At 47.8% G+C, this 16,145-nt stretch carries 17 protein-coding genes; 13 read left to right on the forward strand and 4 right to left on the reverse strand.

Translation table 11 applies throughout. From position 1 onward, the window contains the following. Window positions 1-14: 14 nt before the first annotated feature. The 6 genes from MHH46_RS01630 to MHH46_RS01655 all read left to right on the forward strand — a co-directional run bounded on the left by MHH46_RS01630 (window position 15) and on the right by MHH46_RS01655 (window position 4,377). The gene (locus MHH46_RS01630) at window positions 15-935 is read left to right on the forward strand and encodes an ABC transporter permease subunit (RefSeq protein ID WP_076127041.1); all 921 of its coding nucleotides are present in this window, start codon (window positions 15-17) and stop codon (window positions 933-935) included. Continuing rightward, window positions 932-1,735 carry an ABC transporter permease gene (locus tag MHH46_RS01635; protein WP_076127043.1) on the forward strand — a complete coding sequence of 268 codons (804 nt, stop codon included), beginning with the start codon at window positions 932-934 and terminating at the stop codon, window positions 1,733-1,735. Before MHH46_RS01630 ends, MHH46_RS01635 begins: the two co-directional genes overlap by 4 nt. Further along, the gene (locus tag MHH46_RS01640; RefSeq protein ID WP_076127045.1) at window positions 1,732-2,775 is read left to right on the forward strand and encodes an ABC transporter ATP-binding protein; all 1,044 of its coding nucleotides are present in this window, start codon (window positions 1,732-1,734) and stop codon (window positions 2,773-2,775) included. The genes MHH46_RS01635 and MHH46_RS01640 overlap by 4 nt, the downstream gene beginning before the upstream one ends. Window positions 2,776-2,779: 4 nt before the next feature. Beyond that, window positions 2,780-3,655, forward strand: coding sequence for an alkaline phosphatase family protein (locus MHH46_RS01645; protein WP_081387133.1), 876 nt, complete (start codon window positions 2,780-2,782; stop codon window positions 3,653-3,655). A gap of 57 nt (window positions 3,656-3,712) precedes the next feature. Further along, complete coding sequence (locus MHH46_RS01650; RefSeq protein WP_036687337.1) at window positions 3,713-4,030, forward strand: hypothetical protein; 318 nt, start codon at window positions 3,713-3,715, stop codon at window positions 4,028-4,030. Window positions 4,031-4,140: 110 nt separating this feature from the next. Next, on the forward strand, window positions 4,141-4,377 hold the full coding sequence (locus tag MHH46_RS01655) for a DUF6953 family protein (protein WP_036687339.1): 237 nt from the start codon (window positions 4,141-4,143) through the stop codon (window positions 4,375-4,377). Between the two features lie 103 nt (window positions 4,378-4,480). Here the strand turns inward: MHH46_RS01655 and MHH46_RS01660 are convergent, their stop codons facing one another. Genes MHH46_RS01660 through MHH46_RS01670 form a run of 3 tightly spaced genes read right to left on the reverse strand, consistent with a single transcriptional unit; the run spans window position 4,481 to window position 7,840 of the window. Further along, complete coding sequence (locus tag MHH46_RS01660; protein WP_076127047.1) at window positions 4,481-5,560, reverse strand: mannose-1-phosphate guanylyltransferase; 1,080 nt, start codon at window positions 5,558-5,560, stop codon at window positions 4,481-4,483. After that, a complete protein-coding gene (locus tag MHH46_RS01665) occupies window positions 5,553-6,659 on the reverse strand; it encodes a glycosyltransferase (protein WP_076127049.1) in 1,107 nt (368 codons plus the stop codon). The genes MHH46_RS01660 and MHH46_RS01665 overlap by 8 nt, the downstream gene beginning before the upstream one ends. Next, complete coding sequence (locus tag MHH46_RS01670; protein WP_076127051.1) at window positions 6,659-7,840, reverse strand: glycosyltransferase family 4 protein; 1,182 nt, start codon at window positions 7,838-7,840, stop codon at window positions 6,659-6,661. The genes MHH46_RS01665 and MHH46_RS01670 overlap by 1 nt, the downstream gene beginning before the upstream one ends. A gap of 216 nt (window positions 7,841-8,056) precedes the next feature. Between MHH46_RS01670 and MHH46_RS01675 the strand changes: the two genes are divergently transcribed. The 3 genes from MHH46_RS01675 to MHH46_RS01685 all read left to right on the forward strand — a co-directional run bounded on the left by MHH46_RS01675 (window position 8,057) and on the right by MHH46_RS01685 (window position 9,935). Next, entirely contained in the window at window positions 8,057-8,353 is a 297-nt protein-coding gene (locus MHH46_RS01675) for a helix-turn-helix transcriptional regulator (RefSeq protein ID WP_076127054.1), read from the forward strand. Then, the gene (locus MHH46_RS01680) at window positions 8,316-9,263 is read left to right on the forward strand and encodes a DUF1861 family protein (protein WP_139330081.1); all 948 of its coding nucleotides are present in this window, start codon (window positions 8,316-8,318) and stop codon (window positions 9,261-9,263) included. Before MHH46_RS01675 ends, MHH46_RS01680 begins: the two co-directional genes overlap by 38 nt. Window positions 9,264-9,350: 87 nt before the next feature. Further along, window positions 9,351-9,935, forward strand: coding sequence for a 50S ribosomal protein L25 (locus tag MHH46_RS01685; RefSeq protein ID WP_076101172.1), 585 nt, complete (start codon window positions 9,351-9,353; stop codon window positions 9,933-9,935). A 64-nt stretch (window positions 9,936-9,999) separates the two neighbouring features. On the opposite strand, the gene MHH46_RS01690 is transcribed toward MHH46_RS01685, so the two are convergent. Then, window positions 10,000-12,297: a UvrD-helicase domain-containing protein gene (locus MHH46_RS01690; RefSeq protein WP_076127058.1), complete on the reverse strand. Its 2,298-nt coding sequence runs from the start codon at window positions 12,295-12,297 to the stop codon at window positions 10,000-10,002. Window positions 12,298-12,621: 324 nt separating this feature from the next. On the opposite strand from MHH46_RS01690, the gene MHH46_RS01695 reads away from it, so the two are divergent. The 4 genes from MHH46_RS01695 (at window position 12,622) to MHH46_RS01710 (ending at window position 15,872) form a co-directional block, all read left to right on the forward strand. Further along, window positions 12,622-12,753, forward strand: a complete 132-nt coding sequence (locus MHH46_RS01695; RefSeq protein ID WP_405132555.1) for a hypothetical protein — start codon at window positions 12,622-12,624, stop codon at window positions 12,751-12,753. Between the two features lie 322 nt (window positions 12,754-13,075). Next, window positions 13,076-13,522: a hypothetical protein gene (locus tag MHH46_RS01700; protein WP_405132556.1), complete on the forward strand. Its 447-nt coding sequence runs from the start codon at window positions 13,076-13,078 to the stop codon at window positions 13,520-13,522. Between the two features lie 131 nt (window positions 13,523-13,653). Continuing rightward, a complete protein-coding gene (locus tag MHH46_RS01705) occupies window positions 13,654-14,490 on the forward strand; it encodes a DUF6492 family protein (protein ID WP_076124729.1) in 837 nt (278 codons plus the stop codon). A gap of 2 nt (window positions 14,491-14,492) precedes the next feature. After that, window positions 14,493-15,872, forward strand: a complete 1,380-nt coding sequence (locus tag MHH46_RS01710; RefSeq protein ID WP_076124727.1) for a sugar phosphate nucleotidyltransferase — start codon at window positions 14,493-14,495, stop codon at window positions 15,870-15,872. Window positions 15,873-16,145: the final 273 nt, after the last annotated feature.

Below are 16,145 nucleotides of genomic sequence, written 5' to 3' on the forward strand. Positions count from 1 at the left end.
AAGGAGCGAGTAAGATGAAACAAAGAAGCCGCGGTGTGATCCTGGCACTTATTCCATTTGCACTAATGGTGTTAGCCTTTCAACTGGTACCTATACTATCCATGCTGACGGGAAGCTTTCGCACAGCGGACGGAACGGGATTTACGTTAGGCAATTATCTGCATGCGTTGCAAAGTGCCTATTACATGCAGGCGATTAAGAACAGTCTGCTAATCTCCATAACCTCAAGTCTGATAGGGATCATTGTCGGACTTTTTTGTGCTTATTGCATTACCCGGTTTACCCCGAGAGTACGCGATAGACTTCTGATGCTGTCGAATATGACCTCTAACTTCGCAGGTGTTCCGCTGGCTTTTGCTTATATCATTTTACTCGGAAATAATGGGGTGTTTACACTCTTATTTAAACAGTGGGGCTGGAGTGTTTTTGCCGATTTTGATCTATATAGCTGGTCAGGTCTAATACTGGTGTATGTATACTTTCAGGTTCCGTTAGCCTTCCTGCTTTTGTACCCGTCCTTTTACGGAATTCGTGAGCAGTGGAGAGAGGCAGCGTCCTTACTGGGGGCTGGGCCTTGGCAGTTCTGGAAGACGATTGGCCTGCCTATTCTAACTCCGGCGATCTTCGGCACACTTGGAATTCTTTTTGCTAATGCAATGGGGGCTTATGCCACGGCTTACGCATTGGTTGGCGGAAATTACAATCTGTTGGCGGTACGTATCGGTTCACTGATTGCCGGAGATGTGGTTACACAGCCACAAATGGGGAGTACGCTTGCTGTTCTGCTTGGTCTGACTACGATTTTGGCGGTTTATCTGAACCATTTAATGGTGCGGCGTGCGGAGAGGTTCGGAACGAAAGCACTCAGTAAACCGGATGTGAAAATCAAAGCTTCCCGGCGTTTATGGACAGCTCGTGAGGAGGCAGGGCAATGAATATACGTAAAGCAGGCTTTGCTCCACGCACCTTCATGCTGCTGCTCATGGTGTATTTGCTGCTTCCTCTTTTGGCAACGGGCATTTATGCTTTTGCACAAGATTGGCAGAATACCTTGCTGCCCCGAGCTTGGACGCTGAATTGGTTTGGGGAAATGTTCGAGGATATTCGCTTTCTGGAGGCGCTTTGGACCTCGCTTTATTTATGCCTGATCAGCGTGGTGCTGAGTCTGGCCGTGATGCTGCCAGCTGTTTTTGTCATCACCCTCTATTTTCCGCGTTGGGAGAGCTTTATGAAAGGTATTGTTGTTTTGCCTTATGCGGTGCCTGGTGTTGTGGCTGCGGTAGGTCTTATTCGTACCTATTCCTCTGGTCCTTTTGATATCGCTGGAACAGCGTATTTATTAGTGGGGGCATATTTTGTGGTCAGCCTTCCCTATATGTATCAGGGTATTCGCAATAGTCTGTTAACGGTTAATGCCGTTGAACTGCTGCATGCTGCGGAGCTGCTTGGTGCCCGCCGAAGAACGGCCTTCGTGAATGTGATTTTGCCTAATATATGGCCTGGGGTTATCGTCTCTACACTGTTATCATTTTCAGTTCTATTCGGCGAATTTGTCCTTACGAACATGTTAGTTGGCGGACATATTCAGACGATTCAGGTATATCTATATCAAAGGGTTGGTGAAAGTGGACATTTAGCCAGCGCGATTGCGATCTCTTATTTTCTGTTTATTCTAATTCTTTCGATGGTACTCATGAAGCTCGGTAAAAAGATGGGAGGGGGCGTTAAGGGATGAATGATTATCTAAAGCTGCAGGGTGTACGCAAAATGTTTGGGAATACCTGTGTGTTAGACAATGTTGATTTGGAGATCCGTGAAGGTGAACTTGTGACACTGCTAGGCCCCTCCGGTTGTGGAAAAAGCACATTGCTACGCTGCATAGCCGGTCTTTCAGAGCTGGATGGCGGCAGAATTCTTTTGGAAAATAAAGATCTGGGAAGTTTGCCGCCCCGTAAGCGCGAGGTAGGAATGGTGTTTCAGTCTTATGCCTTGTTCCCCAATCTGACGGTGAGCCAAAATATCGAGTATGGAATGAAAATGCGGGGATTATCGAAATCAGCCCGCCATCATCGCTGCGCGGAATTGCTGGCATTGGTCGATCTGGAGGATAAACGGGATGTATATCCGCAGTCCCTCTCCGGTGGACAGCAGCAGCGGGTAGCGCTGGCTCGTTCTCTAGCGGTGCAGCCCAAAGTATTGCTGCTGGATGAACCCTTAAGCGCACTAGATGCTAAGATACGCAAGAATTTACGTGCAGAAATTCGTGATATCCAAAAAAGGTTTAACATGACGACACTATTCGTGACACATGATCAGGAGGAAGCGCTGATTCTTTCTGACCGCATCTGTATTATGAACGGTGGCCGGATTGTGCAGGATGGCACACCTGAGGGGTTGTACTCCGCACCACGAACAGAGTTCGTTGCCCGGTTTATGGGCAGTTACAATGTATTGACCCGATCAGAAGTGATGACGTTGTTTCGGGGGATAGATAGCACGCAGGACCGCTTTGCTATTCGGCCTGAGGCGGTTACGCTGCTGCATGAGGGCGCGGGACTTCACGAGGTTGCTGCCGGAGTGCAACTGGTGGATGGCATCATTAAATCTGTCTCCGTGTTGGGCAATATTATTAGGTGTACGGTAGAGGTGGAAGACATTTGCTTAACGGTTGATCTTTTAAATGACGGACGCTGGCTGAGGCTGGTGGAAGGGGCTAACGTCACCTTGGCTCTGAACCCTTCTGAGCTGCTGCATCTGGAACGAGAGGGAGCGTAATAAGATGACTGAAATGAACAATAAACTTATTGTGGTAGTGTTGGACGGACTTAGATATGAGGCCGCACGTGAATATATGGGGTATATGGAGCATTTGGTGGAGCAGGGGAAAATATCATGTCACCGAGTGAAGTCGGAATTGCCTAGTCTGTCACGCCCGCTTTATGAAGTGCTTTTGACGGGGACACCTGTGACCAAAAATGGAATTACGGCTAACCATATTGTGAGACCAAGCCATGAAGAGAGTGTATTCCATCTGGCAGTGGCCGCTAATTTGCGCACAGCTGCTGTCGCCTATCATTGGGTCAGTGAGCTTTATAATTCGGCCCCTTTTGATCCGCTGGCTGATCGCCATCAGCACAATGTGATGAAGCCCATTCAGCATGGCAGCTTTTATTTCGAGGATCACTATCCCGACAGTCATGTGTTTGCCGACGCTGTGTATTTACGGAGTGCCTATGATCCGCATTTCCTATACATTCACTCCATGAATATAGATGACGCCGGGCATCGTTATGGCGGCGAGAGTAAAGAATATGAGCTTTCAGTGCGTAATGCCGACGGTCTGCTGGCCACTGTTTTGCCTATTTGGATGGAACAGGGCTATAAGATTATGATTACGGCAGATCACGGAATGAACGCAAATGGGTACCACGGCGGGATAACCCCTTCCGAGCGAAATGTGCCATTATATACGTTTGGGGTAGATGTATTATCTTCAGAAAAAGAGGAAGAAATGCTGCCACAGCTGCGAATGGCTCCTTTAATGTGCCACTGTTTGGGGCTGGCCCCTTCAGCAGCAATGAGTAAGGAGGGCTTGCCTCCACTTGTGCAGAAGCAATCTCATGACAAAGTGGAAGAACCTTTGCCGTTGGTATGAAATAAAATAATTAGCACGAGAAAAATCATATATTTTACCCAATTAGGAGGTTGTCTATTGAGCGCTTCTAAAGCTATGAAATGGATTACGGGTTCCTGTGAAATTATTTTGGCAATTCCAATTCTGGGTGCTGCTATTGTTATTGGCACGGGGTATTCCGTTCTGGGGTTGATGTTTATCCTACATGTGATTACATTGATTTTATCTTCAAGAGACCGTGAGTCTATCTACGGTTCAGTGCTAGGAATTATAACTTCTTTATTGGCATGGATTCCTTTTGTGGGCTGGTTCTTGCACTTAATTACTGGGATTCTGTTGATGGTGAGTGGAGGACAGAAGTCCCGTTATCCGTCGAACCATATCTATCCACAATGATGTAAAATGACTTCAATACAGCCCAATTCGGACGTTTGTCCGGTTGGGCTGTATTCATGTTATAATGAGGGCACATTTTAGCAGTAAGCACAGAGAGGAGGCGCATCCATATGGAAATAACCGCACAAGAAGTAGCAGAATGGATGGTGAAGGAGATTCGTTTTACGGGTACCTTGCATCAGACGGCGGCGATTGAATATGTGAAAGAGAATTTTGGAGAACAATTTGTATTTGTGAATGAGAACGGCAATGCCTCACTCTCCAAAGAAGTGAAGAAAGCTTTCCGGAAACTCCATGGCGGGAGAATTGCTTGGGATCGAGACGGGTTCTTGTGGGCTTGGACCTAGGTTTGGCGCTTAAAAAAATTTATAAACTGTTCAACTTATATAATGAGATAAAAAACGGACCATGCATGTATTGCAATGGCCCGTCTTTTTGCATTCCTTTTTGTTAGATATATTCTGTCATTCCCTGTTCCTTTAGAAGCTCCACGATATCTTTGACTGACTGCGCTTTATCCTTGGGACAGATTAATAGTGCATCCCCAGTATCCGCAATGATGAACCCGTCTACACCAATGGTCGTGATCAGTCTGCCATTTCCATAGATGATTGAATTATGGGTATCTATCCCCACATGATTTGCTTTTATAATGTTGCCTGCATCATCCGGAGGGAAGATTGAACCCAGTGCATCCCAGCTGCCGATATCATTCCAGCCAAACTGCCCGGAAAGCACGACAACTTCATCAGAGCGTTCTAAAATGCCGTAATCAATCGAAATATTCTGAAGCGTTGGATAGATGGCGTTAATAACTTCCTCTTCCTGATCTGTACCCAAATAATCACTGATGGGCAGCATGGTTTTGTAGAGTCGAGGTAGATAACGTTTGAAATTATCAATAATGACAGAGGTCTGCCAAATAAAAATCCCACTATTCCATAGATAATTACCGGATGCCAGATAACTCTGTGCATTCTGAAAGTTTGGTTTCTCTACAAATTCATCTACATCATATACAGCCACTGGGCTTGTCGCAATCGGCGTCTTATCAAAGGCAATATAGCCGTAGCCAGTAGATGGGAAAGTAGGCTTGATTCCGATGGTTACTATTTTGTCTGACTCCATGGCAACAGTACAGGCTTCGTCTAGTGTAAGACGGAATTGTTCCTCATCCGTTATATAGTGATCGGAAGGCAGGACGACCATCAAAGAATTGCCATGAGATTTCTCTATAGATAATGCTGCAAAAAGAATGCTAGCGGCTGTATTTCGCGCCACAGGTTCAATTAGAATATTAGCTTTGAGAACGCTGCTGTGCATAATACTCTCCAACAATACTGCTTGGGTACGATTAGTAACGATAACTGTATTCTCCTGAGGAATAATCCCTTTGAAGCGTTCAATCGTATCGTTTAGCATAATGTCGTTGCCACTAATATTCAGCAGCTGCTTTGGGATTTCTTGTCTGGACAGGGGCCAAAACCGTGTTCCGCCCCCGCCGGCTAGGATCGTAGCATATTTATTCATGATGCATCACCAACCGGGCAATTGTGAAGGATATAATGCTCTCCGAGCCTTGGTTCAGGTTGAGCCCCGCGGCATGGATGCCGTCATAACAAGCACCAGTCTGCGGATCGATCAGAGGGATTCCCAAGGAATTATGCCCTAGATACCAGTTGTAGCATAATTCTGCTTGCGTAAGATAGGCGGGGTCCTCAAGAACAACAGCTGCTTCCCGGCAGGCCAGCAGCATCTCGCAGGCTTCAATGGGCTGTTCATCATAGGGTGCAGCCAGCCCATCACGCAGCAGCCAGCCATGGCTGCCGATCGGTTTATAGTAACCTTTGCTGGAGAAGGTGGTGGAAGCTAGGAAATCCAGGCTTTCCTTGGCGGTCTCCCGCAGGTCTTTATTCCCGGAGATCAGGAAGGCCCGAAGCAGAGCCCAGGGCAGCATGGAATTGCCATAAGTGATGCTGTTCTCGAACCAATTCCAGCCGTGCCCCTTATAGCGGGTATATTGATTATGCAGCCGAACCGCAATATTTTCGATCAGACTCTCAATGGTTGCCCTTGGCAGAAAGGCGGCTTCTTCGGTCGTTTTTTCAGTATGCGGGTATGGAAAAGCATAACCTAATGAGCCCGGTGCTTCGGTAAGATAACTTAGGCCGATGATGGCATAGGCTCCAGCCCGAGGTGAGCCCAAGGCTTCCAGATGCGGCAGTGCCTGATTGATCAAATACCGGCAGGTATTCATCAGGTTATCGGGCAGGGAAGCAGCATGCGACAGGGCGAACCCGAGTGCCCACAAGGTACGTCCCTGGCAATCTTCAGAACCTTTATCCTCTATAAAGGAGCGGTTATAATCCATGAAATTGCGAAAATTGCCGTCCGCTGTCTGGGAATGATAGATAAAAGAGATATACGTATGAATGAGATCGAGTGCCACGGCATCCCGGGAATTCTCGTACATTAAGACCGCAGCAATCAGGGCGCGGGCGTTATCATCGGTAGTGTAGCCCTTGGAACGGTCCGGAACCCCAAACTTGGTATGCTGAAAGATTCCTGTATCGTCCGTGATTCTGCGGAGATAGCCTGGTTTAGCCTGTACTGTGGTGGAGGTTTCCATTAAATCACGCTCCGATCAGCTGACGCCGAGCTCTGGATATGGCTGTGGAACAAGGCGGCATAGATTTTGGCGATTTCGTTCCAGCGCATAGTGAGCCCGAGCTTCAACGTACGGTCTTCCATCGTTTGCACCAGGGCGGGGCTATTCAGCAAGCGCAAAATGCAGGCTTCCAAGGAAGCAGAATCATGAAAATCAGCCAGTAGACCGCGGCCTTCTGCCAACATTTCCTGGGCGTAGCGGTAAGGGGTCGACACGATGACCCGGCCATAACCGACTCCGTAGGCCAGGGTGCCGCTGACGGCCTGATCCTTACCCAGATAAGGAGTCACATAGATATCTGACATGACCAAGGACTCTATTACTTCTTCTTGGGTCAACAACTTATCGACGAATTGGACATTGTTCTGCAGGTCAAACATTTCTACGAGGTCCGTCAGTTTCTGGCGGTAAACTTCGCCGGATTCCAGCTTGACGACCGGATGGGTCTTGCCCCAGACAATGTAAAGTGCTTCGGGATGTCGCTTGACCACGCCGCGCATGGCTTCGATGCTGTATTCAATCCCTTTGCCGGGACTGAGGAAGCCGAAGGTGGAGAGGATTTTGCGGTCTGGATAACCGTATTGTGCTTTGAGGCTGGAGCGTGAAGCTGTGCTCACTTGAGGGACACCGTGATGGATGAATGTGATTTTGGAAACTGGGATCTCATAAATAGTAGATAAATCAGTAAGGGTTGATTCCGCCATCGTCACGACCTGCACGCTACGCTCGGCCAGACATCGGATGATCTGATGCTGCTTAGGGGAGGGCTTGGTCAACACTGTGTGAAAAACAACAACATACGGAATGTTCAAACGTTCGACAAAGGGCAGCAGGTATTCACCGCTTTCTCCGCCGTAGATGCCAAATTCATGTTGGATGACCAACAAATCGGCATCAGAATTGTTGAGGAAATCGGCCGTATCTATATAATCTGCGTAATTATGCTGGTCGATCTGCCGTATTACCTGCTGATCGTAAGCGTAGGTTTCATTGTTGTTTATGGCAATAATCCGGGGCGGGTTGAAGCCGGGAAGGTGGATAAGTTCATCTAGCAGATCCTGTGTGAACGTGGCGATACCGCACTCTCGCGGCAGACTGGTTCCCAGGAACACGATGTTGTGATTACGGACTGTATTTTTCATTCAAAGAGCCTCCCTAATGGTCTTGCGATTGGTCTGGATACAAAAAAAGAAAATAAAGAAGACTTTATTTTCTGAATAGGGAAAGGTATTTGTTTTTTCTGAAATTAGAAATGTTGCAAATTATTTCCTAATCCCACTGTAACATGACCATTTAATCTTGTCAATTTAATTGACTCCTTGGGTGAGTGCGGATATATTATGGGAGGAGGTGGATGAATGCCAGTCATACGCAGTAAACTGAGCGAGGTCATGCTGAGGCATGATCCGAAATTATCGATCCGTAAGCTTGCCAAAGAGATCAATTACCACTTTGATTCAGTACGCCGAATGTACAAGAATGAGATGGTGCAGTATCCAAGGGATCTGCTGCTAAAATTATGTGTATACTTTAATGTCCAGCCCGGCGAGCTGATCGCCATGGATGCGGAAGACAACGATTGGGTAATCGATCGTTCAAATGATTATGAGGAGGACGATGATGACAAGGAACCCGGCACGGACAGCCACCTGTAAGCAGCTTCTGGATACATATCATGCCGGACGCGGTACAACCATAGTAAACAAACTGACGTTCACCGGTGTCGGGCACCGGGATGTCTATAATATAACCGCCCCGTTTATGTATAACGGGGAGGAAGTACTAATGGGAAGAGTTGAGGAACGGGACAGTGAGTTCTCTCAAGTCTTCTTTTTTACATGCCATGATGGAGTCTGGAGGCCTCGTGCGCATACGCATACGTACAATTTACAGGACCCGTGCTGGACCCGGATCAGGGGGGAACTTATTGTGGGCGGGGTGGAAGTGATTACGGCAGCGGATGATCCGCACCGGATTACCTCCTGGGTGACCCAATTCTACAGGGGGTATCACATCGATTCTTTAACCCACTTTTCTTCAGGTCCCGGCACGATGAAGGATATCCGGCTTATCGAGCTTGATAATGGCAGTGTAGGCGTATTTACCCGGCCACAGGGCGAACGGGGTGGGCGAGGACAGATTGGGTTCACAGTGATTCCTTCGCTGGACGAACTGAATGAGCAGACCTTTATTGATGCCGAGGTGCTTCAGGATCAATTCGTGCCCGAAGAGTGGGGGGGAGCCAATGAAGCTCATCTGCTGCGGGGTGGAATGGTGGGCGTATTGGGCCACATTGCCTGCTTCGATAGCGCCGGAAACAAACACTATTATGCCATGGCTTTTTCGCTGAATCCTGAGACTTATAAAGCAACTCCGGTCAAAATAATTGCAGTCCGCAGTGATTTTCCGGCGGGCCCGGGCAAGCGCAAAGAACTGGAGGATGTCATCTTTAGCGGTGGCTTGAAACGTCTTGGAGGAGGCCGGGCGGTATTATCTGTAGGGGTGAGTGATGCTGAAGCATATGAGATTGAGATCGCGGACCCTTTTGACGAATACGAATCCTAGCATTCTTCCAGTTGGTTTGACTAGATTATATGGTCATGTTACACTTAGTGTGACAAGAATTTATGGTCAAAGAGAGCGGGAAACCCAATGAATAAGTTTATTCAATTCAACACACGTAAGACTGACACCAAGTCCAACATCAATCAGGCGCGTAAGCAAGGACGTATTCCGGCTGTATTATATGGTATTGGTAAAGAGACTCTGACGTTGGAAGTGAATGAAAAAGAACTTCTGGACATTCTCAAAAAGAATCCGCGCGCAATTCTGCAAGGTAAGGTATCGGAAGAGCTAGAGGTTCCGGTCGTGGTTCAGAACATTCAGAAGGATACCCTGTCCGGCAAAATTCTGCATATTGATTTCCAACATGTAAATATGAAAAAGAGCATGGACAGCAAGGTGACTATTCATTTTGCAGGTGAAGCCGTAGGGATTAAAGCAGGCGGTACGCTTCAGGTTGAAATTTATGAAGTGGAAGTTCGCTGTATGCCTGAAGATCTTCCTACCTCCATGGAAGTGGATATCAGCGGACTGGATATTGGCGACCAGTTGCTCGTCTCTGATCTGATCTTCAAGGACGGTATTGAAGTGTTGACCGAACCGTCAACCGTAATGATCCAGATCAAGACCGTGCATGAAGAAGAGGAAGAAGAAGCGGTAGTAACTCCAGCTTAAACCTATATTTTTATAAAAAAGGCAAGTTTCCAGGGAAGAGGAAACTTGCTTTTTTTGCGTTGAATCATACAGGAACTTCTCGTTGGTCCTTTGCCATAGGGGAACTACATAACGGGCAGGGCTTTGAGGTTAAATGATCCTCAGCTCCGCCCGCTTTCATGCGTGTCCAGCCAGGACAGGTACTGCTGGTACAATTCCATACCGCAACGACATGGGTTCTTGTCGCAGTTGTCCGGCTGGTAGGTAAGGATCTTGTTGTCACTGTTCTGCTCACCGTAGTCGTTGCTGTGGAAGAAACGGAAGAGCGGAAGGCTGATAACATGAAGCGGGAGACCTCTGCTTTTTTGCCCCGATGCCTCGCAGGTGAACTGATAAATAGCTCTTCCCGCGCTCTAGTAACAGCTACGTAAGCGAGTCTTCGCTCCTCTTCCAGGGCAGCCAAGCTTGAACTTCCACTATTTGCAGCGGCCAGCTTGCGGTCCTTGAGCCGGTCGCCCTCCAGGGCGGAGCTATGCGGGAGAATTCCTTCAGAGGCTCCAATCAAAAAGACCACAGGAAACTCTAATCCTTTGGATTTGTGAATGGTCATAAGCGCGATCCGATTCCCTTGTTCTTTGGTGCTTGGCTGACGATTATGTTCATTACGTTCCGTAACATTATCTATGAAATCCAGAAAGGCAGGAATACTATCAAATCGCTCTGCAGACGATTCTAGTTCATCTAGCATTTCTTTTAACGTTTCGCGATGCAAGGTTGCTTGATGCCGCTCATTCGCTTCGATGAAATAATCATAGAATTGCGTGCGGATCTGGCGAATCGCTTGGACTGGGGTTAACTCGCGCATATTGCGAATTAGATCCAGCCGCTCTCTAAGCTTAGTGCCCTTGAAATCCTCCATGCCGGGCATGGACAACAGATGGATTAGTGGGCCTTGCTTTGGTTGTCTGGCTTCCATCTGCCGGATGTGATTCATACCTTTTTCACGGTTCATATAAAGAGTAGGCAGGATGTTCTCCATAGCCGCAAAATTCCGCCGATTCACGGAGAGACGCATATGATCCACGACCGGGGAAATTAGCCAGTGTTCGTACAGTAATTGCCCTTCTCCATAATCAATATAGGGAATATCGCGTAAAAGAAGTAATTCCAGAACGGCCCGGTTGCTGCTGGACGCTCTATATAACATGGCGAAGTCGCTATATTCTCTTTTGCCGCTCGAAACCTCGTTTAAAATATGCTCAACCATCTGCTCGGCTTCCTCGTCTGCTGTCTGGGGACGCATATACCGGGGCTGACTCCCGCTGCCTTTGGCAGCTTGCAGGGTTTTGGAACGCCGGCGCGTATTGTGCCGGATAATACCGTTGCCGAGTCCGACTATAGCTGGACCAGAACGGTAATTAATATCAAGTGTAATAACCCTTGCTCCCGGGTACAGCTTCTCGAATTCCAGAATGAATTCACTGCGTGCCCCGTTGAAGGAATAAATCGTCTGGTCATCGTCGCCAACGACCATCAGATTATGCTGTGGGTGAGCAATCATTTTGACTAATTCGTATTGCAGGGCATTGGTATCCTGAAACTCATCCACCATCACGTATAGATATCTCATCTGCAATTCCTGTAAAAGCGTAGGACGCTCCTTTAGCATCCGATAGGCGATTAAGAGGACATCGTCGAAGTCGATTTTAAAATTGTCTAGTTTCCATTGTTCGTAGATTTCCAGAATGGATTTCATTTCTTTTTCAGCGGTGGTTCCTTCAGGCAAGCCTTCTACGGTACCCATGTTCATCTTGCAGGAAGAGAGCAGGGAGAGTAGCGTTTCCGGTGGATAGGCATCTTTAGGTAGCCCTAGCTCACGCATGATTTGTTTCAACAGGATGTGCTGGCGCCGCGTCTCACTGAAAATCTCTTGCTGCAATCCTTGTCTGCGCAAGAAAAATAAGAAAAAGGAATGAAACGTGCGGGCCTGCAGCCGCGCGACGTCCGCTGGGCCTACTCCCGGTAATAGGGCGATCCGTTCGCGCATTTCCGCCGCAGCTTTACTCGAAAAAGTCAGCAATAGCAGCTGACTTGGCGAGACACCGCGCACGGACAACAAATAACCGGTTCGGCAGATCAGAACCGAGGTTTTGCCGGAGCCTGCGCCGGCCAGTGTTAGAAGCGGCCCTTTATGATGCCGTACCGCAGAAATCTGCGGACGATTGAGTAAGATGCCGCCTTCTTCCAGCCTGCGAAAAAAAGCGGAGTCCTCATCCTCCCGCTTCACCAGCTCTTGGCTTGTCTGCGCTGAGGCCACAGCCGCTTGCGGGATCCGCTCACCAGTAGCTCCCAGTGGGATATTATGAAATAAAAGCTTATTCAATAGATTCACCTTCATTATTTCTGTATAGAGTGATCTCAACAAATCTAGTTCTATGATGTTTGAGTTCATCTTAAAATGTGCCGAAAATTTAGCCAATCTACAATATACCATCCCAGGCTTTTTACTGCACAGGAAAAGTGTTGGATATTGAGCCAGTAAAAATCTGGGGATTGGTGTGGGAGTGGGACACAACGGTGGTATAAATCCCGTAGATAGGCTGGAATGTGACTGCGTGGGCGGAATGTACGGTAAAAATCCCGTAGATTAGCTGGAAAGTGGCTGCGTGGACGGAATGTACGGTAAAAATCCCGTAGATTAGCTGGAATGTGGCTGGGTTGGCGGAATGTACGGTATAAATCCCGTAGATTGGATGGATTGTGGCTGCGTGGGCGGAATGTACGGTATAAATCCCGCAGATTAGCTGGATTGTGGCTGCGTGAGCGGAATGTGCGGTAAAAATCCCGTAGATTAGCTGGAATGTGGCTGCGTGGGCGGAATGTACGGTAAAAATCCCGTAGATAGGCTGGAATGTGGCTACGTGGACGGAATGTACGGTATAAATCCCGTAGATTAGCTGGAATGTGGCTGCGTGGGCGGAATGTACGGTATAAATCCCGTAGATTGGATGGAAAGTGGCTGCGTGGACTGAATGTACGGTATAAATCCCGTAGATTAGCTGGAAAGTGGCTACGTGGACTGAATGTACGGTATAAATCCCGTAGATTAGCTGGAATGTGGCTGCGTGGGCGGAATGTACGGTATAAATCCCGTAGATTGGATGGATCGTGGCTGCGTGGGCGGAATGAGGGGCAAAAACGCCCTAGAAAAGGGCAAATCCGCCACCGTAAGCGAAAAGAGAGGCATATATGCCCTAGAAAGAAGCAGAAGAGGAGCTGGGACATGGAAGAGAGGCAAAAATGCCCTAAATAAGGGCAAATCCGCCTCCATAAGCAAAAAGAGAGGCATATATGCCCTAGAAATGAGCAGAAGAGGAGCAGCGACGTGGAAGAGAGGCAAAAATGCCCTAAATAAGGGCAAATCCGCCTCCGTAAGCGAAAAGAGAGGCATATATGCCCTAGAAATGAGCAGAAGAGGAGCAGCGACGTGGAAGAGAGGCAAAAATGCCCTAAATAAGGGCAAATCCGCCTCCATAAGCGGAAAGAGAGGCATATTTGCCCCAGTAAAGGGCGCCGGGTGCAGGTCTGCTTCTATTTTTATAATATAAAAATTTCTGCCCGCGCATCGCAGGCTTGTCCAGCGCACATTTGCCACTCTCCTGAACAATTCTGTGATGCCCATTCCCTTTTCCTATCATGCTCATATCCTAAAGCAAAAACATGATATGGAGATGACCCTATGCCCTCGCCCAGTAAGGCCCGCATCAGACATGCCGTTACTATAGATGTACTGATTCCCGCGATTGAAAAAGATTTACAGACCCTTCCCCATGTGATTGACGCTGTTAGAAAGCAGGTTAAGCATCCCATCGGCCGGATATTAATTGTTGCTCCCAAAAAGAAACGGATGATTGAGTTCTGCCGCACAAAAGGCTGTACCTTTATTGACGAGAATACGGTGCTGCCGATTACGAAAAAAGACATTCATTACCGCTCACGCACCTGGGAACGTTCCGGCTGGCTATTCCAACAGCTGCTGAAGCTGAATGGCGACAAGCTCTGCACGGCGGATTATTTTTTGGTCATTGATGCGGATACCGTTCTGATCACCCCCCACCATTTTCGGGCAAATGGCAAGACACTCTTTTACAGCCGGAACTGGAGCCAACCACAGTATTTTGTAACCTATAAGAAACTCATGGGCCGCAAGGTGACCGCAAAATCGTCATTTGTGACCCATTATATGCTGTTTGAACGCAGTCAATTGGCTCAAATGAAAAGAGAGATAGAAGCAAAACACCAAATGCCCTGGTATCGAGCTATTTTACACAGTATGAACCGCTCCAAGCAATTTGCCTTTTCCGAATTCGAAACCTATGCCAATTACCTGTATTCGAAGAATCGCGAGGGAATGAAGATTCAAAAAGCGCGTAATAAAGGTCTCCATATGAATGCAGGACAGCTATCCAAGCAGAAAGTGAATCAGCTGGCTGAGAAGTATAGATCATTGTCTTTTCATAAACGAAAGGGGTATGTGAGAACACCGGGGGCTAAATCTAGCGCAGGGGGGCGATAGGGTTGCAGATCGTACTCCTTTCAGGGGGATCGGGGAAGCGGTTGTGGCCGCTATCAAATGAGATCAGGTCAAAAGCTTTTTTAAGGCTGCTTCCAACAGAAGCTGGCGGTATGGAGTCGATGATCGAGCGGGTATGCAGAGGGCTGGAAGAGGTAGGTTTGTTGGATTCAAGTTGCATAGTGACTCATCGCAGTCAGGTGGAGATTACTCGCAAATCCGTTGGTGCTCAAGTCCCTTTATTAGCGGAGCCGCAGAAACGGGGGACTTTTACTGCAGTAGCTCTGGCGGCAAGTTATCTGCATTCTGTGAAGGGTATGGACTCAAAAGAGATCGTAGTGGTCATTCCGGTGGATTCGTATGTGGAGACTTCTTTTTTTAAACAGCTTCATCAATTTCCAAGTGTGCTTGCCGAATCACAAGCGGACATTGCTTTAATTGGTGTTTTACCTGAATTTCCTTCTACACAGTTCGGTTATATTCTGCCGGGTGAAGGGTCTGGGGTAGGGGGGACGTCTTTTTTAAATGTTAAGCAGTTTGCGGAGAAACCGAACGAATCGACAGCCGCCGAGTTTATTTCTCAGGGAGGACTGTGGAATTGCGGCGTGTTTTCCTGCTCATTAGGGTACCTGCTCTCAAGTATGGTGGAACGGGATCTTCCAGTAGATTACTTGGAGTTTATGGAGCATTATGATCAATTGCCAGAACGAAGCTTTGACTATGAGGTGCTAGAACACACGCGGCGAGCGGTTGTCATCCCCTATATTGGGGTGTGGGCGGATATTGGCAGCTGGGATGCACTTGTTCCCCATTTGCAAGGAAGAGTAATTGGCAGTGGGAGTATTTCTGAGGATTCAAAAGGTACCCATTTGATCAACGAACTCTCTTGTCCTGTGCATATCATCGGCGCTCCTGGTTTAATCGTGGCGTCGGGGCCAGATGGTATTTTGGTTGCTGGGATAGAGCAGGCAAAACGAATTAAGCAGAAGCTGGCGGGCCCTGCAGCGAAGCCGATGATTGAAGAAAAACGCTGGGGCACCTCACGCATTTTGGACTTCTCTCGTACGGCGGCAGGTATTGAGGTTACGACCTCTAAAATAACTATTTTGGCAGGCGAGCACACCAGCTACCATTTTCATCGGCATACTAAGGAAGTTTGGTCTTTTCTTTCTGGAAATGGAGAATACCGGATGAATGGCCATCTTCATGCGGTTGCCGCCGGGGACACGGTCACGGTACCTGCTGGTACGAAGCATGGACTGCGGGCCATTACAGCGCTCGAATTGATTATTATTGAACTGTTGGAATTTCCTGAGGTGGATGACTACGTACGAGTGTCTGCTGAATGGGAGGGGGAGGGGAGCTTCCTTGATGATTTGGGATGAATGGAAAGGTAGTTCGCTTTAACCCGGAGGCAGTTGTAGACATGGGGAGATTGACCGGCTGAAGTGAAATAGATGTATTCAGTGCAACTATTTCGTGGAGTAGCGAATCCCTTGCGATTTAGATGTAGTTTGTACAGTTAAAAATCGCGAATTTTTACGTTTTGAATAGATTTGCTGAATATAAGTGTACAGAGTGCAATTAAATCCGAATTAGCGCCTAAAAGAGGGCATTTAACTGTACGAAGTACAACTAATTCTTGAGAGGGACGGGGG

Origin of the sequence: Paenibacillus sp. FSL H8-0175 (assembly GCF_045040615.1) — a bacterium.
Classification (GTDB): Bacteria; Bacillota; Bacilli; order Paenibacillales; family Paenibacillaceae; genus Paenibacillus_AQ; species Paenibacillus_AQ odorifer.